At 38.0% G+C, this 26,469-nt stretch carries 26 protein-coding genes and 1 pseudogene; 15 read left to right on the plus strand and 12 right to left on the minus strand.

Annotated features, from left to right (window positions below; all coding sequences use genetic code 11):
• Positions 1 to 224: 224 nt before the first annotated feature.
• Together VB797_RS27310 and ndhL are read right to left on the minus strand one after the other, a co-directional pair.
• A complete protein-coding gene (locus VB797_RS27310) occupies positions 225 to 530 on the minus strand; it encodes a DUF3007 family protein (RefSeq protein WP_323240912.1) in 306 nt (101 codons plus the stop codon).
• A gap of 36 nt (positions 531 to 566) precedes the next feature.
• Entirely contained in the window at positions 567 to 818 is a 252-nt protein-coding gene (ndhL, locus tag VB797_RS27315; protein WP_323240913.1) for an NAD(P)H-quinone oxidoreductase subunit L, read from the minus strand.
• 1,127 nt (positions 819 to 1,945) lie between these two features.
• On the opposite strand from ndhL, the gene VB797_RS27320 reads away from it, so the two are divergent.
• Complete coding sequence (locus VB797_RS27320; protein WP_323240914.1) at positions 1,946 to 3,274, plus strand: hypothetical protein; 1,329 nt, start codon at positions 1,946 to 1,948, stop codon at positions 3,272 to 3,274.
• A 16-nt stretch (positions 3,275 to 3,290) separates the two neighbouring features.
• Here VB797_RS27320 and VB797_RS27325 read toward each other — a convergent pair whose 3' ends face one another.
• Positions 3,291 to 4,196 carry a lysylphosphatidylglycerol synthase transmembrane domain-containing protein gene (locus VB797_RS27325; protein WP_323240915.1) on the minus strand — a complete coding sequence of 302 codons (906 nt, stop codon included), beginning with the start codon at positions 4,194 to 4,196 and terminating at the stop codon, positions 3,291 to 3,293.
• A 533-nt stretch (positions 4,197 to 4,729) separates the two neighbouring features.
• On the opposite strand from VB797_RS27325, the gene VB797_RS27330 reads away from it, so the two are divergent.
• Positions 4,730 to 5,206, plus strand: a complete 477-nt coding sequence (locus VB797_RS27330) for a DUF6658 family protein (RefSeq protein WP_323240916.1) — start codon at positions 4,730 to 4,732, stop codon at positions 5,204 to 5,206.
• Positions 5,207 to 5,304: 98 nt separating this feature from the next.
• On the plus strand, positions 5,305 to 5,892 hold the full coding sequence (locus tag VB797_RS27335) for a hypothetical protein (RefSeq protein WP_323240917.1): 588 nt from the start codon (positions 5,305 to 5,307) through the stop codon (positions 5,890 to 5,892).
• Between the two features lie 787 nt (positions 5,893 to 6,679).
• On the opposite strand, the gene larC is transcribed toward VB797_RS27335, so the two are convergent.
• A complete protein-coding gene (larC, locus tag VB797_RS27340; protein ID WP_323240918.1) occupies positions 6,680 to 7,939 on the minus strand; it encodes a nickel pincer cofactor biosynthesis protein LarC in 1,260 nt (419 codons plus the stop codon).
• Positions 7,940 to 8,236: 297 nt separating this feature from the next.
• Between larC and VB797_RS27345 the strand changes: the two genes are divergently transcribed.
• The 4 genes from VB797_RS27345 (at position 8,237) to rbfA (ending at position 12,074) form a co-directional block, all read left to right on the plus strand.
• Positions 8,237 to 8,902, plus strand: a complete 666-nt coding sequence (locus VB797_RS27345; protein ID WP_323240919.1) for an L-threonylcarbamoyladenylate synthase — start codon at positions 8,237 to 8,239, stop codon at positions 8,900 to 8,902.
• A gap of 566 nt (positions 8,903 to 9,468) precedes the next feature.
• Positions 9,469 to 10,713: a HetZ-related protein gene (locus tag VB797_RS27350; RefSeq protein ID WP_323240935.1), complete on the plus strand. Its 1,245-nt coding sequence runs from the start codon at positions 9,469 to 9,471 to the stop codon at positions 10,711 to 10,713.
• A gap of 680 nt (positions 10,714 to 11,393) precedes the next feature.
• Positions 11,394 to 11,600 carry a DUF751 family protein gene (locus VB797_RS27355; protein WP_323240920.1) on the plus strand — a complete coding sequence of 69 codons (207 nt, stop codon included), beginning with the start codon at positions 11,394 to 11,396 and terminating at the stop codon, positions 11,598 to 11,600.
• Between the two features lie 84 nt (positions 11,601 to 11,684).
• Positions 11,685 to 12,074, plus strand: a complete 390-nt coding sequence (gene rbfA / locus VB797_RS27360; protein WP_323240921.1) for a 30S ribosome-binding factor RbfA — start codon at positions 11,685 to 11,687, stop codon at positions 12,072 to 12,074.
• A 59-nt stretch (positions 12,075 to 12,133) separates the two neighbouring features.
• On the opposite strand, the gene VB797_RS27365 is transcribed toward rbfA, so the two are convergent.
• From VB797_RS27365 to VB797_RS27380, 4 genes and pseudogenes are all read right to left on the minus strand, one after another.
• A complete protein-coding gene (locus VB797_RS27365; protein WP_323240936.1) occupies positions 12,134 to 12,955 on the minus strand; it encodes a nitrate ABC transporter ATP-binding protein in 822 nt (273 codons plus the stop codon).
• 262 nt (positions 12,956 to 13,217) lie between these two features.
• Complete coding sequence (locus VB797_RS27370; RefSeq protein WP_323240922.1) at positions 13,218 to 15,215, minus strand: nitrate ABC transporter ATP-binding protein; 1,998 nt, start codon at positions 15,213 to 15,215, stop codon at positions 13,218 to 13,220.
• Positions 15,216 to 15,370: 155 nt separating this feature from the next.
• Positions 15,371 to 16,213, minus strand: coding sequence for a nitrate ABC transporter permease (gene ntrB / locus VB797_RS27375; protein ID WP_323240923.1), 843 nt, complete (start codon positions 16,211 to 16,213; stop codon positions 15,371 to 15,373).
• Positions 16,214 to 16,330: 117 nt separating this feature from the next.
• A pseudogene (locus VB797_RS27380) lies at positions 16,331 to 17,647 on the minus strand (CmpA/NrtA family ABC transporter substrate-binding protein); the annotation flags it as partial.
• Position 17,648: 1 nt separating this feature from the next.
• Between VB797_RS27380 and VB797_RS27385 the strand changes: the two are divergent.
• Positions 17,649 to 18,428: a DNA (cytosine-5-)-methyltransferase gene (locus VB797_RS27385; protein WP_323240937.1), complete on the plus strand. Its 780-nt coding sequence runs from the start codon at positions 17,649 to 17,651 to the stop codon at positions 18,426 to 18,428.
• Here VB797_RS27385 and VB797_RS27390 read toward each other — a convergent pair.
• The 3 genes from VB797_RS27390 to VB797_RS27400 form a co-directional block, all read right to left on the minus strand.
• Positions 18,425 to 18,625: a hypothetical protein gene (locus tag VB797_RS27390; RefSeq protein ID WP_323240924.1), complete on the minus strand. Its 201-nt coding sequence runs from the start codon at positions 18,623 to 18,625 to the stop codon at positions 18,425 to 18,427. The genes VB797_RS27385 and VB797_RS27390 overlap by 4 nt on opposite strands.
• 2 nt (positions 18,626 to 18,627) lie before the next feature.
• A complete protein-coding gene (locus VB797_RS27395) occupies positions 18,628 to 18,876 on the minus strand; it encodes a helix-turn-helix transcriptional regulator (protein WP_323240925.1) in 249 nt (82 codons plus the stop codon).
• Positions 18,877 to 18,938: 62 nt separating this feature from the next.
• Positions 18,939 to 19,199, minus strand: a complete 261-nt coding sequence (locus VB797_RS27400) for a hypothetical protein (protein WP_323240926.1) — start codon at positions 19,197 to 19,199, stop codon at positions 18,939 to 18,941.
• 110 nt (positions 19,200 to 19,309) lie between these two features.
• Between VB797_RS27400 and VB797_RS27405 the strand changes: the two genes are divergently transcribed.
• The 7 genes from VB797_RS27405 to VB797_RS27435 all read left to right on the plus strand — a co-directional run bounded on the left by VB797_RS27405 (position 19,310) and on the right by VB797_RS27435 (position 25,768).
• Positions 19,310 to 20,065, plus strand: a complete 756-nt coding sequence (locus VB797_RS27405) for a carbonic anhydrase (RefSeq protein ID WP_323240927.1) — start codon at positions 19,310 to 19,312, stop codon at positions 20,063 to 20,065.
• Between the two features lie 409 nt (positions 20,066 to 20,474).
• A complete protein-coding gene (locus VB797_RS27410; protein WP_323240928.1) occupies positions 20,475 to 21,332 on the plus strand; it encodes a hypothetical protein in 858 nt (285 codons plus the stop codon).
• A 39-nt stretch (positions 21,333 to 21,371) separates the two neighbouring features.
• Positions 21,372 to 22,064 (plus strand): hypothetical protein, encoded by a 693-nt coding sequence (locus tag VB797_RS27415; RefSeq protein WP_323240929.1) that lies wholly within the window; start codon positions 21,372 to 21,374, stop codon positions 22,062 to 22,064.
• 145 nt (positions 22,065 to 22,209) lie between these two features.
• Complete coding sequence (locus VB797_RS27420; RefSeq protein WP_323240930.1) at positions 22,210 to 23,178, plus strand: acetamidase/formamidase family protein; 969 nt, start codon at positions 22,210 to 22,212, stop codon at positions 23,176 to 23,178.
• A gap of 189 nt (positions 23,179 to 23,367) precedes the next feature.
• The gene (locus VB797_RS27425) at positions 23,368 to 24,138 is read left to right on the plus strand and encodes a sulfite exporter TauE/SafE family protein (protein WP_323240931.1); all 771 of its coding nucleotides are present in this window, start codon (positions 23,368 to 23,370) and stop codon (positions 24,136 to 24,138) included.
• A 160-nt stretch (positions 24,139 to 24,298) separates the two neighbouring features.
• Positions 24,299 to 24,928 (plus strand): hypothetical protein, encoded by a 630-nt coding sequence (locus VB797_RS27430; protein ID WP_323240932.1) that lies wholly within the window; start codon positions 24,299 to 24,301, stop codon positions 24,926 to 24,928.
• A 114-nt stretch (positions 24,929 to 25,042) separates the two neighbouring features.
• Positions 25,043 to 25,768, plus strand: a complete 726-nt coding sequence (locus VB797_RS27435) for a hypothetical protein (RefSeq protein WP_323240933.1) — start codon at positions 25,043 to 25,045, stop codon at positions 25,766 to 25,768.
• 226 nt (positions 25,769 to 25,994) lie between these two features.
• Here the strand turns inward: VB797_RS27435 and VB797_RS27440 are convergent, their stop codons facing one another.
• Positions 25,995 to 26,327: a DUF565 domain-containing protein gene (locus VB797_RS27440; protein ID WP_323240934.1), complete on the minus strand. Its 333-nt coding sequence runs from the start codon at positions 26,325 to 26,327 to the stop codon at positions 25,995 to 25,997.
• Positions 26,328 to 26,469 lie beyond the last annotated feature (142 nt).

Consider the following 26,469-nt stretch of genomic DNA (forward strand, 5'->3'; position numbering starts at 1 on the left):
TAAAATTTACATATTTATGTAAAAAACTCAGTCTATATAATGGTTTGGCACGTTTCCTTAATTCACTGCTTTTAAATAAACTGAGCCGATACCATGTTGATATCTAAATCTTAAAAATAAAAAAACTCTTAGAGCAGTTTATATATAACAGTGGATATTCTTATGAAACATTTATGTTAATCGACTCGTGCCAAAATCAAAGCATTATCGTGCGGGTTTAAATCCTAAGTATCTTTGTCATCTTCCACCTCAGTTAAAAGTCGATCCATTTGTTCGGGAGAAAGCTGGTCTAGCTGATGTTGCAAAAAGGCTTTTTCGTATTCTTCTCGCTGTTGATGGTAAGTCATTTTATTACCTACCGCACGAAAAACATAGCTAAGCAGCCAGCCAATTAAACCTCCTACCAACAAAACTTGGCTCCAAATGCCAGCGCTAAAGCTATTAAAACCCGCAAGCTTAAGAACTACATAAGCTAAACCACCTAAACCAAAAACGCCAAATACAATTCCAATAGCGTCAATGCGTCGCATTTCTAAATATTTCTAAACATTAAGTGCCAATACATTTTAAACTTCAATTTGTCGTCGCCGTGGTCGAAAATTAACAAACGGTGATAAGAGTAACAAGCCGGGGAAGAACAAAAACACTAGAAAATACATGAAGCCGCGTTCAAAAGAACTGACTGAGTACCAGCGAAATTTCATGTAGGTTAAAACCAAGACTGGAATTACTAACAGGTAAGAACCTGCTAAAGCTAGGTACGTCAGAGGTACCATCATGGTTTCGGGGTTTAAATAAGTGAGTAGATTTAGCTGCATATATTTTCCATAGTTAAGTGGCTGAATATATTTTCCATCATAAACTTAAGCTTGGACTCAAGGAAGTATAGCTTGTCGCAATATTTTCTGTCACCGATAAGTCCCCAAAGAAAGTAAATTCTATCTCGTAGAGTATCACAATCACCGTTATACAAGGATTTCAAGCGATCACGTTCTGCATTATGCTTCCAATTCCAAGAAGTAGGAAAAAAAAATTTTCAAAATGTTGGACAAAATACGTAATTGATGGTCAAATAGATGAGGAGATATTTGCTGCTAATAGCGAATATCGATAAATTCCCTGAAAAAACGGGGGTGTGGCGGAATGGTAGACGCTACGGACTTAAAAAGTTGAGCCTTGTTGAAGAAATTCTACAAGTGGATGCTCTCAAACTCAGGGAAACCTAAAACTTATGCCCAAATGTTGCGTAAGATATGGCAATCCTGAGCCAAGCCGAACTAAATTAAATTTTTAGTTAAATTCGGAAGGTGCAGAGACTCGACGGGAGCGACCCTAACGTAATTGCAAATAATTATTTGTTTGTTAAGTCGAGGGTAAAGGGAGAGTCCAATTCTTAAAACCTTGTCGGTGAGTAAACCATCGAGGTAGTAGCGAAAGCTGCGGAAGAATGAAAATCCGTTGACCGTAAAAGGTCGTGAGGGTTCAAGTCCCTCCACCCCCATTAATTCTATTTATAGTTTGCTTGCTGTCCTAGATGTAACTGCATTTAGGACATATTATTTGCTGATTTATTACTTTACTTCTTCAAATAAGAATATCCCAGCAACTAAAATGATTTTATAGTGTATAAAACTAACAGTTATTTTTTTTGACAAACTGTTCTTTATTGCCTGCGATCTACAATAAAACTTATATCTTCCTGATTTTAATAATTAACCAAGAATTAACTAATTAAGGATACGGTCGAATCCCAGTATAATTTTTAGTTTTCTTATAACGGTAATTACTCAAGTGGCTGCAACATTTTTATCCTCAAATCATAAGTTTATCAAATTTATGTAAAAAAATACGTAAGTTTAAAATAATCAGATTGATGCTCCTGTTTGTGAAGGATAAGCTAGTAACAACATCCATCAGGAGACTTTTGGGTCTTGAGGACCATAATATGATTGTTGATGGCTTACCGATTATACAGGGTAAAAAGCAAAAGCATCTTCTTGAGTTGAATCATAGAGGATTAGATGTGCAGGCTGCACAAGAGAAAGTTTATAGCTTTTTTATAGAAGTGGTTCAAAACCAAGAACCAGAAGATGTTTTACAAGAATTTAAGAATTTATTTGTAGATTGCTTAGATTCGGTTAGCTCGGACTACGGTCTAGGAATATACCAAATTTTTGTCGGTAGTAACGAACCGGAGTTTCGCAATACTCTTAAACGGACTTGTTATATACTGATTAACAATTGGGAAAATCGTCGTCAATATAAATATATTCAACATTTAATTGACTTATTTACAAAATATACGCCCAAAACAAGTTTAACTAGTTCGAGAAAAATTACTATTTTTAGAACTTGGCTAACAAACTTTATTAACAGTAAGGATTGCCAAGAACTAAAGTTATTCGCGATTAAACATGAAGACCAAAGCAAGCTGCATTGGACAAATCGCTATAGCTCTTATTTGTTAGTAGCTCAGTCAACTGATAAGAATAACCCTAAAGAACAACAGCAAGCAGCAAAGCGTCTTTCTAAACAATTAAAAGATAAATTTAAGTTTGAATTAGCAATGTATATTGCTCGTTCTCAATCTTCTGCTTCTAATGTTAATCGCTACCAAAATCCCAGTATTTTAGGAGATGAGGTTTTACGTTTAATTAAACTACTTGTTGTGAGAAAGGGTGCATTTAGTTATGAAAATATTGCTAATATATTTATTAAACAGACTCGCAATCAAAGTTTAAAAGAATTTAAACAAAGCTTGCTTAAATATTTGGCATATTCGGTAAGTCAACCAGAATTTCTGGAAAGCTTACAACAACAGCTATCTGAAAAACTTTTACCCTGGAAAATAGAATATAATCAAGAAACTATTAATAAGAATTTATTGCTGAGAATTTGTAATAAGCTTATTGACTGTTTGACCTCAGAAAACGGTAAAGAACCTTCACCGCTATTTGTCTTACTGCTTTCTCAAGGCAACCCAATCAATTTAGTAATTGTACTGCTCAAAATCATTTTGATTAGCAAGCATTCGCGTAGTCATTTAGAAATGCGAATTGCAAATTTAATTTACTATTATGATATTTATCCCGAAGAAGAGTGCAAGTCGGTAATTAATTTTATCGAGATATTTACTATAACTTTTGCAATTTACGCAGATAATGTGGAATACAATTTAATTAATATGGAAGAAAATTCTCCTCATACTAATGAATTGCAACCAAATTTGGATACTTATCGAATATTTTCTCAGTTAAAACTGCATAGAAAATAGAATTACTAGATAATTACTAAACAATACGTTCATCCAACCAAGCAAGTCCAGCAGCAGTCGTTTCGGCTAAAATGCTAATTAAACGATATAAACCAGTCGCAGCAACTATTAGTGGTGTGGGAAAAAACTGCTGTAAAAGCGCTATAGCGGTAGTTTCAAATATTCCTAAGCCACCGGGGGCCCCAGGAACAATTAACCCTAATAACCAAGCAAAACTAAATGCTCCTACGATCAAAGGTATTTGACTAAAATTGATTGGTGCTATTGCATATAAAGTAAGAATAAAACCGGCACTACGCAGCAGTATAAAGCCAAATTCTCCTAGCAAAGGTAATATTGGATAACGATTTAGACTTAAGGAAACCCCATTTAAATTATCGGTACTAGATTTATTTTTACGACGGTGTGCAAAACGAATTACTGGATTAAGAAATAAAGGGTGAAGTACGCACAACACAGCAACTAAACCTAATATCTGTCCGATGGCTAAAACCACAGAACCCCTGACGGAATGACTGCATAAAATCACAACGACCAAAGCTGCTGCTAGCATTAATAAAGGTTCGAGCAGCACGCTGATTGTAGCAGCACTAGTAGTAACTCCAATATGTTTTGCAGCAATGATTCGCGCTATATAATGTCCTACATTTCCCGGCAAATACTTAGCAATATTTGTTTTAAGATAAACTTGAATAAGTTGTATTGAATTTATCGATTGATTCAATTCTCGGAGAATCCAAGTCCATACCCATCCAGCCCAAGTGTGTGCTAACAAAGTTATTCCAGTGGCAATTGCTAGCATTGACCATGCAACCCCATCAATACGAATAGCTGCAATTTCTTGCCAATTTTTCTTTAAAGCGTTTGCTAAAAAAAATAAGGTTCCACCTAAAAGTAGCCAGCGTAAAACTTGCTTGATCATTTATTTAATTTCGCTGCTCCATTTTTTCGATAGACGAACACAAAGAATAATATGTTAAATTAGCAAAAAACCCAAACTTGTTTCAATTTCAAAACTTTTTCCACTATTCGATTACATTCTCTTCTATACACATTTACTCTTGATTTATTCCTAAGCAATAAGTTTACATTGGGTTCTTTTTACAAAATCAGCTATTGCTATTATTTTGGATAAATAGAAAGTTGACGCTTAATGAAAATTAGTATTCAAATTGATATATTACAAATCACTCTTTAGATGGATTTACCAAAGCATCGGTTGATAACTATATAATTGTATTACTTTTAAAATTGATATTTATTTTGCGCGATCAACTAAAAATTCGATTATTTAGGCTTATATCTCTCGAAAGTAAGAGAAAACCACTATCAAACTGGTCATAATAATAAGACTTTTGCTAGAGGAAATATATGTTTTTTTTGATGTAATCTTGACAATTGATAATCAAATTTTGCATCTTAAACACAAACATAAATCGAACGGAAGGAGAACTTATGGTGAATCGTTTAATCGGATTTTTGGAAAAATTACAACTGCGTCAGATTCTGACAGTATTTTTAGCTGGGATATTATTGTTTGCAAGCAGCATAACTCTTAATAATAGTCAATATTCTTTAGAAGTAAGTTCAAATAACGCTGCATTGCAAGCCGGTAAATTAGCTTATTTAGATACGGACTCGCAATTATTGATTTCTAGCAATAAAACAGATGGATTGCTTTATCCCGGTGCGGAGACTCCTGCTGGTAGAATTGCCAAAGAAAAAGAATTGCCAATTAAGACTTTGGAAAGTACTAACCAAGCTGAAGCTGGTGGATTTAACCAACGTCAAGCAGATTTAGGCGATCGCGTAGAAGGAAGACTTGATGCTGCTAAAGAAACTTTTAAAGAAGCTTCAAGTTTCTTCAAGGATAAAGCTGAAGAAGCAAGTGCTAGACCTGAATTGCAGAAAAATCCAGCGTTAGGTAGATAAAAATAATTCTTCAATAACTAAAGAATCAATTAAGGTTTAAGCTTTGGTTCTTTTCCGGGTTATAACTCAATTAGTCACTCAAAAATAAGGAGTCAACAATGAATAAGATATTTTCTACATTGAGAAAGATCCAAGTTAAGCAGATTTTTACTGCTTTCGTATTAGGAATGTTGCTGTTTGTTACCCAAGCTTGTAGTTCTGTGGATGCGAAATCTCCTGATTCCAACTATCGAGGAGGGATGAATCAGTATAGCGATGTAGACCCAAGAAGTAAAGCTGCGGAAGCTGCTGCAAATATGAAAGCTAAGGGTTTGAAAGATAATGCTGAAGTTAACGTTATCGATCAAACAGGTAGCTTATCAGGTAATACTCGTCGTACTTTGGACAAGAAAGGAGAAAACCTAGAAGATTTAGGTAGAAATGCCAAAGAAGATGCGCGATATGCAGCAGATAAAGCACAAGATAGTACTTCCGATTTTGTTGAAGGAACTAAGCGAGGAATTGAAAATATCAAAGAAAATACCTCTGATGCTTTTGGTAAACTCACCAATAACGCAGGTGATGCAGTTGAAGATACAAAATTAAGTACTCAACGTGCTGCTAAAGATGCAAAATTAGGTACTAAACGTGCTGCTCAAGATGCTGGGAATGCAGTACAAAGAACGCTTAGAGATGCGGCTAATTAATAAAAGCCTTTAAAAAATCTTTAGTTAATTTTTTAATCGGATAGGTTATTTAAAGCCTATCCGATTTTTGATGCAGTAATTATGTAACTACGATTTTCAAGACTAACCTATTGCAACCCTAAATCATTTGTAAAAAATCATAGTTATTAATATTTAGAATTGTAGTGCGAGCCGAAAAGCTTGCTCGTTACAACCAGCGGGGTAAAACATTCGTAGTGCGACCCGGAAAGGTCGCTCGTTACAATTAGCGAGCGAGACGCTTGCACTACGTTAACCCCTCATAACTTATGTAGTGAACTACTACTACTCCGCCACATTAATTTTGATGGATAAAATTTTCGTAGTGCGACCATCTTGGTCGCTCGTTACAATTAGCGAGCGAGACGCTCGCACTACCATGACCCCTCATAACTTATGTCTACTACTCCGCCACATTAATTTTGCGGGGTAAGAAATTCGTAGTGTCCGGGTCTCGCTCCCTGGTGGTAACGAGCGAGCGAGACGCTTGCGCTTCGCGCACACTTCGTGAACGCACTACGTTAACCCCTCATAACTTATGTGGTGGAGTACTACTACTCCACCACATTAATTTTGATGGATAAAACATTCGTAGTGCGACCATCTTGGTCGCTCGTTACAATTAGCGCGCGAGACGCTCGCGCTTCCCTGCGGGAACACCTTGCGGTGAACGCGCACACTACTCTTCGGGCAAACTTCGTTAACGTGAGTCTGCGCTTACGCACACGCACTACGTTAACCCCTCATAACTTATGTAGTGAACTACTACTTACTGATTTTTTGAATACCAAGATTGTAATGCTAACCTGTGAATTTCTTGCCAGGAGATACCGAATTTTTGCGCTAATTTCGCACAGTCTGCATATTCAGGATGTACATTTACGATCGCCTTATCTTTCACCGTTCCTCTCCACGCGACTTTCACTTTAACCTTGCCATATTCTGTTTCTAACTGTTGGATTTCTCTTTGCAGTACACTACGTTGTTGAGTCAAATGACGAATTCCTAATGTGGTAGTTTCACGAAACAAAACTGTTTCACATTCAACTAAATTTTCTGGATGACAAATAACAGTTAATAAAATTCCCGGTCGAGATTTTTTCATCCCTACAGCTTGAGTAAAAACATCCACAGCACCAACTGCAAATAATGCTTCAAATACATAACCAATTGCTTGAGGACTGATATCATCTATTTGCGTTTCTAAAACTGAAATATTTTCCAAATAAGGACTAATTTCTTGATCTTGTATTTGAGAAGTATCGTCATTATTTGTCGTTTCACCCAACCACACACGTAAAATATTTGATATTGGTAAATCTAAATTACCCGCACCCAAACCTACTTTTTCCAAAGTCATAGTTGGTGGCGAACCGAATTCAGTTGCTAAAGCTGTTACAATAGCCGCACCCGTTGGTGTCACTAATTCCCGTTCGATACCATTGCTATAAACGGGACATTTCCGCATCTCCCATAATTTCAATACCGCAGGTACTGGTACAGCCATTATTCCATGAGCGGCGCGTACCGTTCCTCCGCCAGTTGGTAACTTAGAGCAGTATAGTAAAGGTAATCCTTGCTTATTGCTGTCAATACCCAACCAGTCTAAGCCCAAGCAAGTACCGACGATATCCACAATCGCATCCACAGCACCGACTTCATGGAAATGAACTTTTTCTGGAGCTATACCGTGTACTGCTCCTTCTGCGATCGCTAACTGTCGGAATATTGCCAAACTCCAAGCTTGAGCTTTTTGGGGTAAACCTGCGGATTCGATCATTTGCTCAATTTCAGGTAAATGTCGTCCGTGGTGATGGTGATGATGCTCGATTAAATCGACATGAACAATACTCGCTTGTTGCAAATTGCGGCTAACTTGTTCAGTCCATAATTTATATTCTTGTCCAATTCCTAACTTGTTGAGGTTTTCAATTAAATATTCAAGACTTACTCCTAAGCTTACTAAAGCTCCCAAACACATATCACCAGAAATTCCGGTCGGACATTGAAAATAAACAATTTTACTCATGATTTCAATTTTAAATTAACAATTATCAACGATTAAAGTCTGTTTTTTAAAATTTAGAATACTCCTGATATTTAATCAAGAAAAATTTGGTTTTCCATTACATAGTATGCTAAATTATGATGACAATATGCCCTAATACTTATTATATAAAGATTTAGAATGTTACAAGCTTCATTTTATTACGCTTTTTCTTCCTTTTTACAACTATTTGATTAGCATAACAAGTACGGAAGAAGCAAAAATTTTGAATTTTGAATTTTAAATTAACTAATTACATATTCATCTTGACATTTTTTCATGGCAAAAATATTTAGTCTTCATCCTGATAATCCGCAAATTCGTCGAATAGAAGATATTATTGCAGCGCTAAAAAGTGGTGCAGTTATGCTTTATCCGACCGATACAGTTTACGCTATCGGTTGCGATTTGAATGCTAAATCGGCGGTACAGCGAGTGCGGCAAATAAAACAGCTAGCGAATGATAAACCATTGACATTTTTATGTCCTTCTCTTTCTGACGTGGCTACTTATGCTTTTGTCAGCAATACAGCTTATCGGATTATGAAGCACTTGATTCCAGGAACTTACACCTTTTTACTACCTGCGACTAAACTGGTGCCGAAATTGGTGCAAAACCCAAAGCGCAAAACCACTGGAATTAGAGTACCGAATAATGCAGTTTGTTTAAAGTTGTTGGAAGCTTTAGGAAACCCGATTATTTCAACCTCAGCCCATATTCCAGCTTCAGACACTGATGGTGAGGACATACTGCTAGAACCACAATCCTTATCGCAAGTGGAGTTATTTGACCGGATGGAAGGTTTAGTAGATGTAATCATAGATACTGGCGAAGAACCTAGCTATAAAGTCTCTACTATTGTAGATATGACTGAAGAACAGCCTACGATTCTACGTCAAGGCTTAGGTTGGGAGGAAGCCGCAACATGGATAGAAGGAAACTAGTGACCCTTTGCATTAATTCTGATGATTAAGAAATTCGTAGTGCGACGCTACGCGAATCTGCGCTTACGCACACGCTCATTGCTTCTAGCGAACTGGTGGAAACTTCTAGCGAGCAAGATGGTCGCACTACCTCAACCCGTCAAAACTTTTAAAAAGGACTACTGGGAGTAAACAAGCTTTCGATATTACTTACTGCTTTATTTGCTCGCAGAAGTTAAAAAAACTCGTTACTTCAATTTGTCTTTTCAATTAATTTTGGTACTCCAATTTCCAAATTGTCACATTAATCAAGCTAAAATGAGGATAGGTACATTAGGAGTCAAACCCTTACATGATAAAACTTTCAAGCCATTTTAAGTATTTGTACTTAGGAGTGTGACAGTCGCCTTTTGAAGAAACCCGAAGAAAGCGACACACCGGCACATCCGGAACTTACGGATATTTCTTATATTCATAAGTGTGAGCGGCACTGATAGCGAGCCTTGATAGATGACACCTTCTAACAACTCCCTTCTCAGTCTGCGAACGCACAGTAGTTACGGTGCAGTACCACTCTTAAAAAAATGATGAAAACAAACTTTGCTAATCTACCCGACTCTACATCTGCTGTTGAAAACGAAACTGCAAATGTACAACCCCAAAACCTACAACTCCAGGAAAATAACCAGGATACTAACAATGTACTAATTCAGCAGATTTGTCAAGAGTTAGAATCAAATGTTAAAGCTACTCCTGAAACTATTCAATTAATCGCTACACGCATAGCTAAAGAAGTAGAACGGATTTGCGAGAAAAGCTACCGCATTCAATCATCCGGACAAGTTAAATCTTGGTTATTTAGTTTAGCGCGGCACCGCTTGCAAAAGTGCTTGCACTATTATCAACTAGGTTCCAGACGCGGTAGAGTAGAATTACATAGTACTCTTGGTTCTATGGTTTACCGTCATATCAGTCTTCCCGGTTGTCAGTTAGGATTTGATGCACGTTACAACTTGATTGAAGATTTTCTCCAAGCATTTTATATTGAAGCGATTAAAGCCTTCCGTCGGGAAAACGAATTGCCCCAAGACTATACTCCCCGGACTCGGTTGCAATTAGGAGAGTACATGGCATTTACCGAACAGTATGCTAAGCGTCGTATCTCCTTACCAGGTAACGCTAACCAACAGTTAATCATCCTCCGCGCTCAAGGCTTTAGCCGTCGTTTACCTCAAGAAACTACCGTCGATATGGAAATGGCATTAGAATCTGCCAAATCCGAAGATGCAGAAGCTTATCAACGCAGTTCCGCAGTTCAACAAGTGCGATCGCAAATGGTTGCACAATCCAATTTTGACCCAGCAGAAGAAGCAGAGCGCGATCGCGTTGTTGGTGAGTTAGTAAATTACCTACAAGCTCAAGGTCAAAGTGACTGTGTAGACTATTTATCATTGAAGCTTCAAGATCTGAGCGCTCCAGAAATCGATCGGATTCTTGGTTTAACTAGTCGTCAGCGCGATTATCTACAACAGCGTTTTAAGTACCATGTAGAAAAATTTGCACGCACCCATAATTGGCAATTAGTACATCAGTGGTTGGGTGCAAGTTTGGAACAAAAATTAGGAATGTGTTCTACTCAATGGGATACTTTTGTCAATCAACTTTCCGAACAACAACGGCAAATGTTGCAACTAAAAAGCGATAAACAAAACGACCAAACAATTGCAAAAGCACTCAAGTGTACTCCGAAACAACTGCAAAAGCGATGGACTAAGTTGCTAGAATTAGCATGGTCTATCCGTAATGGTAATAGTGAAGTTGAAGCAGGTTAAACAAGCAGATTAATGACATCTACCAATTCGTGAATCTATTTTAACTTTGCAGAAATTTACAATTACTATAGATGATTTCATGGCATTCAACAGTGAAAAAGCTCCAAGTATCCCCTACAAACACCAGATGATGTAGTTAGTCAGGGGATAGTTGAGGAGACTCTACTAAGCTTAAAAGATTGTAGATAGTCAGGAATAGAAAAACGTCCCAACCTCAAAGAGTAGTATTGAGAATTACCAAAGCATTTCAGATTAAAAGTAATAATTCTCTTCAAATAAGATGTGATTAAAAATTCGTAAATAGTACTGTTATTAACAGCATTATTGTACTTTGAGTTAATGACTCGCGGCTATTCTACTCTGAAATATTTTCAGGTTTATATATAAATACAGTTATTTAATAATTCCATCAGAATTACATCTAATAATTTCAATACACTACTTTATTAAGTCTGCACAAATTATTTTATCAAAGAATTTTAAAAGAATTGTGACAACAAGCGGTAAAATAGCTGCTATTGCTGATAAAGTAGTAAAGATTGACAAATAAAAAATTGACTACAAAGGTGTAAACCAAATAGTTTTATATTTAGATGAGAGATGTACAAACTATTAGATTACAATTTATTTAGTTAAGTACATCAAAAAAACTACAGTTAAAGAACAAGATACTAAAAAAAATGTTTGATGGTTTTTGGGATAACGTTTCTCGCTACCCTCGCTACTTGATAACTACCGCGTTGGGTATATTTTTGAATGCGTTTGGCTGGTTAACACCAATATTTAAGCGCCCGATCACATCGGTTATTTTCGTCGGAATGTTAGTAGGGATTCTCGTTTTTATTTCTTTTACCCTGCGTGCAATGCTTGGTTTAAGTACAATTTAGTTTAGTAGGCTGAGGGTGGGGGCATTTAACCCCGCATCAATGCCGAATTTTCTGTAGTAAAACCTCTGTTAGGAGGCTATTTTTATGGCTACTAATCGCCGCGTTTCCCGCGTTGCTGAATTAATTAAACGGGAAGTTAGCCTAATGTTGATCCACGGGATTAAGGATGACCGAGTAGGTACCGGAATGGTCAGCGTTACTGATGTAAATGTTTCGGGCGATTTACAACACGCTAAAATCTACGTTTCCATTTATGGTACTGACGAAGCCAAAGAAGAAACAATGGCTGGTTTACAGTCAGCGACTGGTTACGTTCGCAGCGAACTTGGTTCAAGAATTCGTTTACGTCGTACCCCAGAAGTAATTTTCTTGGAAGACCGTTCAATTGAAAGAGGTAATCGGGTACTATCGCTTTTAGATAAAATTAAGAGCGAACAAAAACCAGAATTTGAAACTCAGGGGGAAGGGGAGTAGGGAATTGGGAATTGGGAATTGGGAATGAAGAATAATATAATCCCTATTCCCTGCCTTTTTCACCCTACATCATCATGAGCGTAACGGTTAAAGAGGAAATCTAGAGCATAGTTACGTAACTTATAGTATTCCGGGTCTTCCATAATTCTGGCGCGATCGCGAGGACGAGGGAAAGAAATTTCCATGACTTCCCCAATTTTCGCGTGGGGTCCGTTGGTCATCATGACTAACTTATCTGCTAAAAACAGCGCTTCATCAATATCATGAGTAATCATCAATACCGTACAGCGGTTTTCGTTCCAAATTTTCAGCAATTCTTCTTGTAGTTCTTCTTTGGTAATTGCATCTAGCGCTCCGAAGGGTTCATCCAAAATCAATACTTTGGGACGAATAGCTAAAGCACGAGCGATGGAAACCCTTTGTCTCATCCCCCCAGACAGTTGAGTAGGTTTTTTATCCATCACATCCCCCAATCCCACCATTGCTAGATGGTCGCGGACGATCGCTCTTTTCTCAGGTTTTGGTTTGTTGGGATATACAGCGTCTACAGCTAGGTAGATATTGTCAAACGCCGATCGCCAAGGTAATAAAGCATAATTTTGAAATACCACCATTCTATCGGGTCCTGGCTTAGTAATCAGTCTTCCTTCTAAGGTTACTTCCCCGGAAGTAGGAGTATTAAAACCAGAAACCATATTTAAAAGAGTTGATTTTCCACAGCCCGAATGACCGATAACACAAATAAATTCACCTTGACCAACATCAAGATTAACACCATCAAGAACCGTATAAGGTCCTCTCTTAGTCGGATAAACTTTACTAACGTCCTTTATTTGTAAATAAGGCTCACGAGACTTAACACCAATGGTACCTAGGGGCATTCCTAATGTACTTCTAACAGATCTGGGATTATTCATGATAATAAAAGGGAATTGGGAATTGCGAATTGGGAATTGCGAATTGGGAATTGCGAATGAGGAATCTACTTAAATAATGTTACTTAGCCGAGTATTATTAACAAAAACAGATCAACCATTCTGGAGGGGGTTTGGGGGACGCAGCCGTCCTCCAATCGGGGGTTTGGGGGAGAATCCCCCAATTCCGGGTTTTTCCTAACAGATAAAAAGCAACAGATAACCCCCTTCAAGCAGCAATCCGTTGACTATCAAGAATCACATCTGCAACAGCAAAATCATGTTTAATGTGCAGCCCATTCAGGTAAGAAATTGGGTCATCAGCATTGAATGGAGTCCCGTCGAAAAATTGAATCGGTTTACGAACATAGCTAGTATCCATACCTAACTCTCTCGCAGCAGTACTAAAAGTACCCACCCGACAAACCCGCTCCACAATTTCCACCCAGTTTCGAGGAAAAGGAGTATCACCCCAACGCGCTAATTGAGTCACAATCCAAATCTGTTCGGTGCGACTGGGACGATTAATCGCAGAATCCGCATAAAATTGGTGATGAGCGTAATCTCCTACCGGATGGTCTACATCGCAGGTAGTATGATTTGGTTCAATTTGAATATATTCAATAGGAACGCTAACGTAATCTTTACGCGCTAAAATCTGGCGAATTTCTTCCGTATTTTCCGGCAAAGAACAATAATAGCAAGCTTCTAATAAAGCTTTGGTCAAAGCAATAAAAGTATTGGGATAAGCCGCAGCCCAATCTTCCCGGACTCCGAGAACTTTACCCGGATGTCCCAACCATACATCTAAATCTGTCGCAGCCGTAAATCCTACCCCTTCATAAGCAGCGCGAATATTCCAAGGTTCGCCCACACAGTAACCATCTATACTGCCATTTTGCAAATCTGCTACCATTTGTGCTGGAGGTATAGTTTGGATATGTACATCTAAATCCGGGTTAATACCGCCAGCAGCTAACCAGTAACGTAAAAGCAAATTGTGCATCGACGAGGGATGTACTACCCCCATGATGTGTTGGCGATCGCGAGTACGTAGGATGTAATTTCGGAAATCATCTAAATTTTGTATCCCCTGCTCGTAGAAATTCCGAGATAAAGTAATAGCATTACCGTTACGAGTCATAGTTAAGGAAGTGACTACAGGTATAGATTTATTCTCATGTCCTCCCAAAGTCAACCACATGGGCATCCCGGAAGGCATTTGTGCTGCATCTAAATAGCCACCATCAATACCATCAACAATACCCCGCCAACTGGTTTCTCGTACCAAATTCACTTCATCTAAACCATGCTTGGTAAAAAAGCCTTTTTCTTTAGCGACTGCAAGCGGAGCGCAAGCTGTTAGGGGAACAAAACCAATTTCTAAATTAACTTTTTCTAAACCATGATTGGAAACAACGGTATTTTTGCGAGCGCGAATTTTTTTGATCCGTTTCTGCTGGTTGAGGAAATAAATCATTTCGCTACGTAGACTGTAGTAACTAGGATGTTCCACTACTTCCATCCGTTTGCGGGGTCTGGGAATATCTACTTCTAAGATGCTGCCAATTTTAGATGCGGGACCGTTGGTGAGCATGACAATTCTGTCGGATAGCAACACGGCTTCATCCACATCATGAGTCACCATGACGGCAGTAACTTGATTCTCCTCACAGATTTTCATCAACTGTTCTTGTAAATTACCCCGCGTTAGTGCATCCAAAGCACCAAATGGTTCATCTAGCAGCAATAACTTGGGACGAATTGCCAAAGCACGAGCGATCGCCACCCTTTGTTTTTGTCCCCCAGATAGCATTCCAGGTTGTTTATCAGCATGGGGACGTAATCCCACCATATCTATATGTCTATCGACAATTTTACGTCGTTCGGGTGCTGGTAAATCTCCCATGACTGAGTTGACCGCTAGAGCGATATTTTCTCGTACCGTCCGCCAAGGTAGTAAGGAATAATTTTGGAAAACTACCATTCTATCGGGTCCTGGCTGAGTAATTCTTTGACCTTCTAGGGTGACAACACCTTCAGTAGGCAAATCTAAACCAGCAATCATATTTAATAAAGTTGATTTTCCGCATCCAGAGTGACCAATTAAGGATACAAATTCTCCTTTTTTTATTTCTAAATCAATACCTTTAAGGGCAATATATTTACCACCACCAGTTAAATTAAAAACTTTCTCAATTTGATCGACGGCAACAAATACGCTCATATTTTTATTTCCTATGGATAATGATTTTTTGGTTAGTTCTTAACTCGTTTACGACAAGATTAATGATTACAAAACCGCAGAGGACGCTGAGAAAAGAAGTTAAAGAGAGATAGGGAGTTAAAAATAAATATTAATTCTTAACTCCTAACTCCTAACTACTTCTGGTCTGCTGGTGGCAAGATTTTGTTTTGAATCCAAACCATCATTTTATCTAGCAACAAACCTACAATACCGATATAAACTAGAGCCAAAATGATTTCACTGACATAATTATTTTGATAAGCATCCCAGATGAAAAAGCCTATTCCCACAATCCCGGACATGACGATTTCTGCGGCGATAATTGCTAACCATGCTAAACCGATCGCAATTCTTAATCCCGTAAAAATGTAGGGTAAAGCGGCGGGAATTAAGATATTAAAAAAGTACTCTTTTTTAGAAAGTTGTAGTACTTTGGCAACGTTATTGTAGTCTTCAGGAATTTCTTTTACTCCTACCGCAGTGTTAATTAAGATTGGCCAAATTGCGGTGATGAAAATTACGAATAATGCTGCGGGTTCGTTTTGTCGCAATGCAGCTAAAGAAATCGGTACCCAAGCTAAAGGTGGGATAGTCCGCAATAATTGGAACAGCGGATCTAAAGCTTTGGACATGGTTTTATTGACACCAATCAAAATACCCAAGCCAATACCAATAACTGCGGCAAAACTATAGCCAATTATTACCCTTTGTAAGCTTGCTAAAATCTGCCAAAATAAACCTTTGTCAATACCGCCTTTATCATAAAAAGGATATAAAATCAATATCCACGTATCTTGAATTACTTTTATCGGTCCGGGTAAAGTTGCTCCTGGTATCCAAGAAAAAAGCTGCCAGACAATTAAGAAAACGAGAAGCGCTATTAAGGGAGGGATAATATCGGGTAATTGCTTTTGAAAACGGGCAGTTATACTGCGATTGATACCAGGAGTTACTGGTCTTTTAGTAGTAGTTGTCATTTCTATTTTTATCGTTGATTTAATGATTTGTAAGTAGTTGTTGCGAGTGAGTAATTAATTTCTAATTTCTAATTTCTAACTCAATAACAGACGTAGCGATGCACCCCGTCTCTAAAGTTAAACGCTGACTTTCTTAATCTTGAGACTGCGTAAATATTCTTCGGGTTTTTCAGGATCGAATTTAACACCATCAAAAAATTCTTCCACACCCCTAGATGTATTTGTCGGAATATCGGCAGCCAGAATTCCTGCTTCTTTCGCTGCTTCTTTCCAAATATCTTCACGATTAACTTTATCAATCAATGCTTTAGCTTTAGCTGCATTATTAGTAATGTAATCTTGAGGCAAGAATCCCCAACGCACGCTTTCAGTGATAAACCATAAATCGTGACTCTTGTAGGGATAAGAAACGCTGCCTTTTTCATCTTTCCAATACAGTGGAGCCATCGATCTATCATCAACTTTGCGACCATTCCCCATGTCGTATTTACCCATAAATGGGTCTAAAAGAACATCAACCGGAACATTAAAATATTGTCGCTGTGACAAAATGGTTGCCATCTCTTGACGATTATCAAAATTATCGCACCACTGCTGAGCTTCCATTATGCCTTTCAAAATTGCTTTGGTTGCTTTGGGATTTTGATTCACCCAATCTGCTCTGATAGCTAAATATTCTTCAGGGTGATTCTTCCAGATATCTGCGGTTAATGCTGCCATGTAGCCAATTTTATCTTTAACAATTCGATAGGGCCACGGATCTCCCGTACTAAAGGCATCCATAGTCCCAGTCTTCATGTTGGCAACGGTTTGAGCCGACGGTACGGGAAGTAAATTTATATCATTGTCGGGGTCAACACCACCAGCAGCCAACCAGTAACGAATCCAAAAATCCTGATTGACGTGGGGGAAAGTATGAGCGGCTTTGAAGCGATCGGCTCCTCCTTTACTAGCCTTGACTTGGCTAACTAGTCCTGACGAAAGTTTTAGATCGAGTCCTTTACCTTCCCATTTAGACGCGATCGCAATCCCGTTCCCATGAGTAATTAACTGACATAGCAGATACATGGGAATCGGTTTATTACCTTTGGTAATTACTCCTTCGGTAATTAGATGAGCCATAGGCATTTGCCATTGTCCACCATCAATACCGCCACCAGCAGCACCAATTTCAACGTTATCTCTAGCCGAACCCCAAGAAGCTTGTTTGGAAAGTTCTACATCATTCATGCCATATTTAGCAAAAAAACCTTTTTCTTTGGCAATAATTAAAGGTGCTGATTCTACAATCGGCACGTATCCCAACTTAACAGAATTGGTTTCTGGTGCTAATTCTGGACTAATATTCGCAACTGGTTGGGCTGTTGCTGGTGCTTGAGCGCTATCACCACCTTCTTCGGGTGGATTTCCCAAACAACCTGCGAGTAAAGTTGATCTGGTTGCAGGAGGGGTACCTTGTCAGCCTTTTAGTTCGGGAGGAAAGCAACTTGGCTTTTTTGATGAAAGAGATTTATTTCCAGAGGTAATCAGAATTATTTCGGAATGCTTACCCCGCTTTATTCTCTTGGAAAATGTCAGAGGACTTAGCAATACCAAATTTAATAACTATAGAAACTGGATAATTAGTCAACTATATTCTTTAGGGTACTACTGCGAATGGAAAGTAGTTAATTCAAGTGAATATGGTGTCTGTCAAGCTAGATTAAGATTTATTCTTGTGGGAAGAAAATATGAAGAAATTCCTTTTCCTTGGAATTGCCCAGTTATGCAAAAAAGCACTGTTGGAGAAGTTTTGAAAGATTTAATGGGTGTAAAAGACTGGCTAGGGTTAAATGATTGGGTGCAAAAAGCTAATAAAGTTGCTCCTTGCTTAGTTGGAGGTAGCAAGAAACATGGAGGAGCCGATTTAAGACCGCAAAGAGCAAAAAGAGAATGGCTTGAGCTTGGTATTGATGGAAAAGGTATTGCAAATGAAGCACCAGAGAAAAACTTTTTAGGAATACCTCGATTAACTAATAGGATGGCTGCTAGACTTCAAGGCTTTCCCAATGATTGGCATTTTTATGGAGGAAAAACCGCTGTTTATGGTCAGATTGGCAATGCTTTTCCTTCACCAGTTGCTAAAGCACTTGGGATTGCATTCCATAAATGGCTATATGCAGATTATTCAAACGTAACAAGTAAACAGTTGGAACTTCCTTTAGCACTTAATTAGTGCTGTTCTTTGATAAATTTATCTACAGCTTCAATGATTAATTCCTGAGAATGTATGCCTTTTGCTTGTGCTATTTTGCGTAAGTCCTGTAATACTTGATTGGGTAAGTGTACTGGAATAACTTGACCATAATGTTCAACTTGAGAGAGATACACTTCAAATTCTGAACTTGAACTTTGATTGTGTTCCTGAACCATATTTAACCTCGCATCAAAGCTGCTTCAAATTCTTGTGCAAATTCTCCAAGAGTAATTCCCATTCCTAAACAAAAATGCCGTAGTTCAACAATATCTATACGTCTTTCTCCTCGTTCGCATTTACTAATAAACGACTGAGTTTCACCGATTCTGTATGCAAGGTTTTCTTGGGTACAAGCGCGTTCGGTTCGGATATTTTTGAGCAGTTTAAGAAAAATTTTGTACTCGTTTGAAACAATACTTTTATCCATAGACTCTTTATATGCATATGAAAAAGTCTATAGTCCATTTTAGAATAGTCCAAAATAGACTATTAAGAAAATTTAGCCAATCTTTGACTGAGTAGCTGCTGACGTTCAACATTACCAACAACTTGAATATCTAACTGCTGTTGAGATAGTAAACGCTGGATGACAACTTGTCCTGCGATCGACAAACAAGCGACTAGAGCTAGGGAAGAACTATAAAGTATTGTCAGACGACGGGTAGGGGATTTTGGATAGCGATCGCCGATCATAATTCTCAGTGATTTAGGGATATACCAAGTATTCCCAAAACATGAGAAAGTAAACATAAGGTTAAAAGTTATTTGATTTTGGATTTTAGATTAAGAGGACAGATATTTGGAACTCTACTCTATTCCCTATTCCCTATTCCCTACTTCCTATTCCCTACTAAAATAATATGAAAAAACTCGTAAAGGGTCTGCGTGAATTTAAGGCTAATTATTACAGCATCCATAGAGAATTATTTGAACAACTTTCTCACGATCAAAAGCCGAGAGTATTATTTATTACTTGTTCTGATTCCCGTGTTGACCCCAATCTAATTACCCAAGCTGGAGTTGGAGAACTGTTTGTCATTCGCAATGCTGGTAATATAATTCCTCCCTATGGAGCTACAAATGGCGGTGAAGGAGCGACTATTGAATATGCTGTACAAGCTTTAGGTATTAACCAAATTATTGTGTGCGGGCATTCTAATTGCGGGGCAATGAAAGGACTGATGAAGTTAAATAAATTACAGTCTGAAATGCCTTTGGTGTTTGATTGGCTTAAGTATGCTGAAGCAACTCGACGTTTGGTTTTAGACCATTACAGCGAATACGAAGGGGAAGATTTACTAGAAATCATGATTGCTGAAAACGTCTTGACGCAAATCGATAATTTACGTACTTATCCGGTGATTCACTCCAAACTTTATCAAAAACAAGTTAAGGTTTACGCTTGGATTTATCAGATTGAAACGGGAGAAATTTTAGCATACGACCCGGAAAGTCATGCTTATATTTCACCTCATAGTCAGGTTAATGAATATGAAGTTGAAGAAGTGGTTGAACCATTGAAGAAAATAGATTACGAGGATTTAGGTTTTCCTAAAACACGCTTATCAAGAGAACAAATGAATCGAATTTATCAAGGTTCGAGAGGAAGCAATTAATTATAAAGTTATAAAGTAGATTTTTTTATAACCTAAATAACCAGTGGACATTAAAGCCGATATTAGTACCCGTATCTGCGACTAATCCCCCGATTCCGTTTTGTCCGCTGGTATTACTTGCGTAGAGATCTAATCCTAAATCTGCTCCAGGTTAAAAGTAGCGTAAATTTTTACTTTAAATAAGTAAATAAGTTCATTTATCCTCTACAAATAATTCAATTTTATTAAATATTTATTTATCAAAATCATTATATATAGACATGATGAATGCGAAGTTTATACTCATGTCTATCTAAATTTTTCATAAAATTTAAAAGATAATTCTTTTTAGTAATAGCTGTTACTTGTTTTCTAAAAATAGCTCTCCTAAGATTGCTATGCCCGAAAATAAGTGATTTTTATTACTTCTATGAAAGTAAAATTTCTGAAGAGTTCTTTCGCTAGCTTTTTTCTACTGAGTGCTGTTATTTCTGCAAATCCAGCAGTTGCTCAAACAGACTCTTCTGGAGTCGTTGGGGATACATTTGGCGATTCTAACGAACTGCGTCAAAAGTTAATGATTGACCCCATTCTCGTACCAAGTGAACCTCCAGCAGCAGCCCCTGGTTCTAGCGCTGGAACTCCCAGTGCCTATGGTGCAAGTGCTGGTCAAGCTTATGTCGGTGGCGGTGGATTTATTCCTTTAGATGACGGTTACGTTGACGGTTCTCTAAGCGTTGGTGCTGGTTTCGGAGACCCAGTGAAGTCAGTTGGTGTAGAGGTTGGCGTTAACCTTACCAGTATTGGCGGTCAAAATTTTGACCTTGGCGATAGCGGAACAGTTGGTGTAAAAGTACACAAGTATTTAAAAGATGGTACTGCTGTAGCTTTAGGTTGGTCGAATCCCGTGAAGTGGGGAGATGCTAAGGGTGCTAAAGAGACTTTTTACGGTGTAGCTACCAAGTCATTTGACCTCAAACCGAATGACTCAAAAAATAAAATGCCTTTAACTGTTTCTGTCGGTTTAGGTACTGGTAGTTTCCGTTCCAAAGGTGCAATTCAAGATAACGAAAATTCTGTTAATCTCTTCGGTAGTGCGGGTCTACGAGTCACACCTGAAGCCGCTATTGTTACCAGTTGGACTGGAAATAGCTTAAATTTTGGTGGTTCCTTTGCTCCTTTCAAAAAGTCCCCTGTAGTTATCAATGCTGTTGTAACAGACATTACCAATAATCTTGGTAACGGTTCTGGTTTATCAATCAGTGGTGGTTACAGTTTCAAGTTCTAAATTTCAAGTTTGGCGTGAATTTTATTTGAGGCAAAAGTGATGAAAAAGCAAAGACTACCTTTAAGTCTCGGTTTAGTTTTATTGTTTGTAAGTTCTTTCATCGGTGCTATGTCGATGAAAGTTAATGCTGGCTCTGCTCCTTCTCCCGGTGTTACTCCAGACTCATCAAGTGCTGTTGGAGGTGCATTCAGCCCTGCTCAAGCATCACCCGCAGCTCCTGGTACGGGTGCAACTGTTGGTGCTAATGGACAAGTTAGCGTTCCTCCAGCAGTTCAGGCTAATGTTAATAGTGCCGCAGCTAGCATAGCCAGCAATCCTCCAGCAGCAGGAACTCCTGCTGGTACTGTTCTACTTATTATTTTGGGTGGTTCTGGTTCTAGCGGAGCAGCAGCTCAAGTACTGGCTGTATTGGGGAGTCTGGGAGTTTCTCCAGCATCTGCACAGGCACTTATAGGTGCGCTTTCGGCTCTGTTTGGTGGTTCTACTTCAGCATCCGCAACACCTGGTGTTCTTGTCGCGAGTCTTAAAGGTATAGCAATAGATACTAAGCTAGCCCAGAATAGTGGTACACCAAGTGTAGATATTAATCAGCTTAATACTGCAATTAGCGCTTACAACCAGATAATCATGGAAAGCGATGACGAAGCTCTTACAAAACTCTCACAAAATCCAGAATTTGTAGAAATTGGTAATGTTTTGAAAGAATTAAGAGCGGCTTTGAATGCAGGTTAATCGCTAAAGTTAACTCAAATGTATAAATTATTTAGTTGCTGTCATGCCTTTCTAAAAAGACATGGCAATTTTTTATCTATCTTTGTTTCTAAACATCAAACAAGCTATCCTAAGCAATAATACTGAGCAAGCATAAAGTCCGCTAATGACTCATCACATTCTCAAAGCCACTAAAGAAACGGTGCATCTTGGCGGTTTTTCGCATTTGTTAGAACCTGTTTTAACCGTAAATTCCGGTGATACGGTGGATGTAGAAACTTACACGGGGTTTCATGTTTGCGACAAAGCACCAGCAGAATTTTTAACTCCTGAATTAAGCGATATTTATGAAAATCTTTCGTGCGATCGCAAAATTGCCCAGGGTCCTCATTTACTTACCGGACCAATTTACGTCCAAGATGCTCAACCTGGGGATGTTTTAGAAATAACTTTAAATAAAATTACTCCCAGTTTACCTGTTGGTTTTAATGCTATCCGTAAAGGTTGGGGTGCTTTACCGCAGCAATTCGATCAACCTGCATTAAGATTTATTCCTCTGGATTTGGAAAATAACGTTATAGAATTTCCCCCAAGTAGCGGGATTAAAATTCCCCTCAAACCTTTTTTTGGTATTCTTGGGGTTGCGACACCGGAAATACGAAATTCCATACCTCCAGGAAACTACGGTGGTAATATGGACAATCGTGAATTACAAGCCGGTTCTAAAATATTTTTACCCGTTTTCGTTCCCGGTGCTTTATTTTCCATCGGTGATGGACATTCAGCCCAAGGAGATGGTGAAGTAAACGTGACTGCAATTGAAACTTCCATGAACGGTACCATTGAACTAAAGCTTCGTAAAGATTTGCAAATTTCAACACCGATCGCCGAAACTCCCACTGATATTATCGCGATGGGCTTCGCTCAAACCTTAGATGAAGCTTTAGAAAAAGCATTAAACAACATGATTGATTTTCTGGTAAGCTGCACAAAGTTATCACCAGAAGATGCTTATGTCTTATGCAGTTTAGCCGTAAGTTTTCGCATTACACAAGTCGTTAATTTACCTCAAAAAGGCGTTCATGGAATGTTACCGAAAGCAATATTACCAGAAGGCAAAACAGTTAGGAGTTAGGAGTTAGGAGTTAGGAGTTAGGAGTTAGGAATTAGGAGTTAGGAATTAATAAATATTCCCTATCCCCTATCCCCTATTCCCTATTCCCTACTCCCTACTCCCTCTTCCCTCTTCCCTATTCCCTATTTCCTATCCCCTATTCCCTATTCCCTACTCCCTACTCCCTACTCCCTTTCTTTTAAATTAAACATGGAAAATTGGCTGCTTTTGACGATTAGTGGATTAGTTTCAGGTATTCTCGCCGGATTGTTAGGTATTGGTGGTGGTACGGTTTTAGTGCCTTTACAATTGGCGTTTGGATATACACCATTGCAGGCTGTTGCTACTAGCAGTTTAGCAATTGTAATTACAGCGACTTCTGGAACTATTCAGAATTGGCGCATGGGCTTTATAAATATTAAACAGGTAATTTTGCTGGGAATTCCGGCCGTAATTACAGCTTATTTTAGTGCTGGGTTAGCAAAGTCTATTCCTCCGAAAAATCAGTTAGTTGCTTTCGGAATATTACTTTTATTTACTATATATTTAGTCGATTTACGTAAGAATTTATCAAAAAAGCAAGAAGCAGAAACCGAGCAGAATCAATCAAAAATTAGTTCTATTATTTCCAGAATTGTTACCGGGGGAACTGCGGGAATACTTGCAGGTATATTCGGTGTGGGTGGTGGTGTAATTATGGTACCGTTACAAATTATTTTATTAGGAGAAACCATAAAAGTTGCAATCCAAACGAGTTTAGGAGTAATTGTTATGAGTTCTCTTTCTGCTGCTACCAGACACGCTTTTGAAGGAAATATTTTACTCGTTCCAGGTTTAATTTTAGGATTTGGAGGACTAATAGGAGCGCAAATTAGTACTCGTTTTTTGCCTAAATTAAAAGACCAAGTTGTGAGTCTGATGTTTCGGGTTGGACTTGCTATTTTAGCAGCTTATGTTTTTTGGAAAGCTAGCACTATTTAATTAGTATTTGAATAGTATTTGAAATCACATTTATCCTCATTTCCCGCTTTTAATAATCAAGATTTTATAACGTTTATATCTATACTTGACGCTGTTGATGATTGTTATATACTCAACACAGATTTGTTATGAGTATTTAATTTCATTTAAGGCAGATAAAATGGTTTTAATTAAACAGTTTGTTAGCGTTATTATGTTGGCTTTGGTAGTAAGTTGTTCTAGCAATTCAACACAAAAAGATATTTCACAAAATACTTCGATAATTCCAGGGAAGCAAGTTGGTGCGGTGACAAAAAAAACGACTCGTGCTGATTTAGTCACAATGTTTGGTGAGTCGAAACTAACTGACGACGTAATTTTAGAAGATAAAGGAACTCTCTCGGTTCCAGTTACAAAAGTAAATCTAGGTAAAGAGAATAATTTTACAGTTGTTTGGGAAGAAGATACACGAAAATCATTATTATATGTCACGGATTTTGGCTCTGCTTGGAAAACTCCAGAAGGTATCGGTGTCGGAACTCCTTTGAAGGAATTAAACCAAAAATTAGGTGATTTTAAATTAACTGGATTAGGTTGGGATTACGGCGGATTTATCAATTTAGAAACTACTAAATTACCTCAATACCAAGGAAAACTTTCTCTGCGACTTGCTGCTGATGAAAAGGCTGCTAAAAATCATCCCAAGCAGTATAAAGCCATATTAGGTGACATAGAATTTTCTTCAACTAATCCAAATTGGCAACCTTTAGATATGAAGCTTGCTCAAATGACAGTACAGTTTGATGAGTAACTATAAATGCTCATAAATACCGAAAATTTCACAATTTCAGGAATTAGCTAAACTGATTTAGAAGTCTCAAATAGAACATATATCTTTTACAAATACTCGTTTTGAGGTACATAAATGATTTCCGCGAAGAAGGGTTTTTTGGTTGCTGTTTTAAGTTTAATTATCGGTTGTTCAGCTAATAATTCCGCAAATTCCGTACAAACAGCAACTCAATCCCCAAATCCCGCTGCAATAGAAGAAAATATACAATCGAATAATCGACAAACTACTGCTTCAGCAAAGCCTGATAATAAATCGGAAAATACTTTAATAATTCCGGGAGAGCGTGTTGGTGCAGTAACTCCAGAAACCACCCGTGCAGATTTAGTTAAAATATTTGGTGAATCTAACCTCAAAGATGACACCATTTTACAAGCTGAGGGTACAGTTTCAGTTCCAGCTACCAAAGTTAATTCAGATACAAAACGTGCTTTTATAGTTTTTTGGAAAGATGAAACTCGTCAGAAAATAGCATATATTCAAGGCTTTGGTTCTGAATGGAAAACCCCAGAAGGTATTGGTATCGGAACTGCTTTGAAAGAATTACGCCAAAAATTGGGTGAATTTAAATTAACTGGATTCGGTTGGGATTACGGTGGTTCTGTTAATTTAGCAGGTACTAATTTATCTAAATATCAAGGTCAACTTTCCCTAGTGCTTGACCCAGATGAAAAAGCATATGAAAAGTACTCTAAGCAGTATATATCTGTATCTGGAGACCAAGAATTATCTTCAACTAATCCCAATCTTCAACCTTTAGACGTGCGGGTTAATGAAATGACCGTATCGTTTGATAAATAATTGCGATCCGCAAATGGGGAGTTGATTGCCGATAATTAATTTTATCCGATTCCCCATTATTTAAGAGGATGTTTTAAAAGTATCCGGCGGTTAAAACCGCTACTACACAGGCTAAGTCCACCTCCGTGGACTAATACGTTTTCAACCCACGGAGGTGGGTTTTGCTTGTGTAGCCGCGACTTACAGTCGCCAGGTAAGGTATTAAATCCGACTTTTAAAACATCCTCTAAGAACCAAGTTTAAAAGCTTCTACAAATAAGCTATAAGTAAAACCAACTTTTAACAAATTAAGTGATTCTACCCACAATTTACGCCGCTCTTTCGGAGGTCTTCTGTAAACTATCCGACTGCTAACTTCCGTAAAAGTTACTAGAAATGCAGCTACAACAATATCTAAGACCGCTCTTTGTCCTGCTGTAGTCGCAGCTACCGTTCCCATAAAAAAGCCAAACAAGAAACTCATTATCAATAGCGATACTCTCCTCCAAGGATTGAGAAACCATAGCGCTAAGTTCCTGACAGTTAAATCTAATAAAGAATTTAAGCGAGTGTTTTGCATTTACTTAAAGGAGTTAGGAGATTTTAGATTTTAGATTTTAGATTTTAGATTTTAGATTTTAGATTTTAGATTTTAGATTTTAGATTTTAAATTATGTCCTCCGGACACGCTACGAAGACTGAATTTTGGATTAAAAGAGTTA

Origin of the sequence: Rivularia sp. UHCC 0363 (genome assembly GCF_034931125.1) — a bacterium.
Classification (GTDB): domain Bacteria; phylum Cyanobacteriota; class Cyanobacteriia; order Cyanobacteriales; family Nostocaceae; genus Rivularia.

What these genes read in the sequence shown, in the direction of transcription:
- VB797_RS27310 (WP_323240912.1), bottom strand. Translation starts at nt 530, where the DNA reads ATGCGACGCATTGACGCTATTGGAATTGTATTTGGCGTTTTTGGTTTA.
- ndhL (WP_323240913.1), bottom strand. Translation starts at nt 818, where the DNA reads ATGCAGCTAAATCTACTCACTTATTTAAACCCCGAAACCATGATGGTA.
- VB797_RS27320 (WP_323240914.1), top strand. Translation starts at nt 1,946, where the DNA reads ATGATTGTTGATGGCTTACCGATTATACAGGGTAAAAAGCAAAAGCAT.
- VB797_RS27325 (WP_323240915.1), bottom strand. Translation starts at nt 4,196, where the DNA reads ATGATCAAGCAAGTTTTACGCTGGCTACTTTTAGGTGGAACCTTATTT.
- VB797_RS27330 (WP_323240916.1), top strand. Translation starts at nt 4,730, where the DNA reads ATGGTGAATCGTTTAATCGGATTTTTGGAAAAATTACAACTGCGTCAG.
- VB797_RS27335 (WP_323240917.1), top strand. Translation starts at nt 5,305, where the DNA reads ATGAATAAGATATTTTCTACATTGAGAAAGATCCAAGTTAAGCAGATT.
- larC (WP_323240918.1), bottom strand. Translation starts at nt 7,939, where the DNA reads ATGAGTAAAATTGTTTATTTTCAATGTCCGACCGGAATTTCTGGTGAT.
- VB797_RS27345 (WP_323240919.1), top strand. Translation starts at nt 8,237, where the DNA reads ATGGCAAAAATATTTAGTCTTCATCCTGATAATCCGCAAATTCGTCGA.
- VB797_RS27350 (WP_323240935.1), top strand. Translation starts at nt 9,469, where the DNA reads ATGAAAACAAACTTTGCTAATCTACCCGACTCTACATCTGCTGTTGAA.
- VB797_RS27355 (WP_323240920.1), top strand. Translation starts at nt 11,394, where the DNA reads ATGTTTGATGGTTTTTGGGATAACGTTTCTCGCTACCCTCGCTACTTG.
- rbfA (WP_323240921.1), top strand. Translation starts at nt 11,685, where the DNA reads ATGGCTACTAATCGCCGCGTTTCCCGCGTTGCTGAATTAATTAAACGG.
- VB797_RS27365 (WP_323240936.1), bottom strand. Translation starts at nt 12,955, where the DNA reads ATGCCCCTAGGTACCATTGGTGTTAAGTCTCGTGAGCCTTATTTACAA.
- VB797_RS27370 (WP_323240922.1), bottom strand. Translation starts at nt 15,215, where the DNA reads ATGAGCGTATTTGTTGCCGTCGATCAAATTGAGAAAGTTTTTAATTTA.
- ntrB (WP_323240923.1), bottom strand. Translation starts at nt 16,213, where the DNA reads ATGACAACTACTACTAAAAGACCAGTAACTCCTGGTATCAATCGCAGT.
- VB797_RS27390 (WP_323240924.1), bottom strand. Translation starts at nt 18,625, where the DNA reads ATGGTTCAGGAACACAATCAAAGTTCAAGTTCAGAATTTGAAGTGTAT.
- VB797_RS27395 (WP_323240925.1), bottom strand. Translation starts at nt 18,876, where the DNA reads ATGGATAAAAGTATTGTTTCAAACGAGTACAAAATTTTTCTTAAACTG.
- VB797_RS27400 (WP_323240926.1), bottom strand. Translation starts at nt 19,199, where the DNA reads ATGTTTACTTTCTCATGTTTTGGGAATACTTGGTATATCCCTAAATCA.
- VB797_RS27405 (WP_323240927.1), top strand. Translation starts at nt 19,310, where the DNA reads ATGAAAAAACTCGTAAAGGGTCTGCGTGAATTTAAGGCTAATTATTAC.
- VB797_RS27410 (WP_323240928.1), top strand. Translation starts at nt 20,475, where the DNA reads ATGAAAGTAAAATTTCTGAAGAGTTCTTTCGCTAGCTTTTTTCTACTG.
- VB797_RS27415 (WP_323240929.1), top strand. Translation starts at nt 21,372, where the DNA reads ATGAAAAAGCAAAGACTACCTTTAAGTCTCGGTTTAGTTTTATTGTTT.
- VB797_RS27420 (WP_323240930.1), top strand. Translation starts at nt 22,210, where the DNA reads ATGACTCATCACATTCTCAAAGCCACTAAAGAAACGGTGCATCTTGGC.
- VB797_RS27425 (WP_323240931.1), top strand. Translation starts at nt 23,368, where the DNA reads ATGGAAAATTGGCTGCTTTTGACGATTAGTGGATTAGTTTCAGGTATT.
- VB797_RS27430 (WP_323240932.1), top strand. Translation starts at nt 24,299, where the DNA reads ATGGTTTTAATTAAACAGTTTGTTAGCGTTATTATGTTGGCTTTGGTA.
- VB797_RS27435 (WP_323240933.1), top strand. Translation starts at nt 25,043, where the DNA reads ATGATTTCCGCGAAGAAGGGTTTTTTGGTTGCTGTTTTAAGTTTAATT.
- VB797_RS27440 (WP_323240934.1), bottom strand. Translation starts at nt 26,327, where the DNA reads ATGCAAAACACTCGCTTAAATTCTTTATTAGATTTAACTGTCAGGAAC.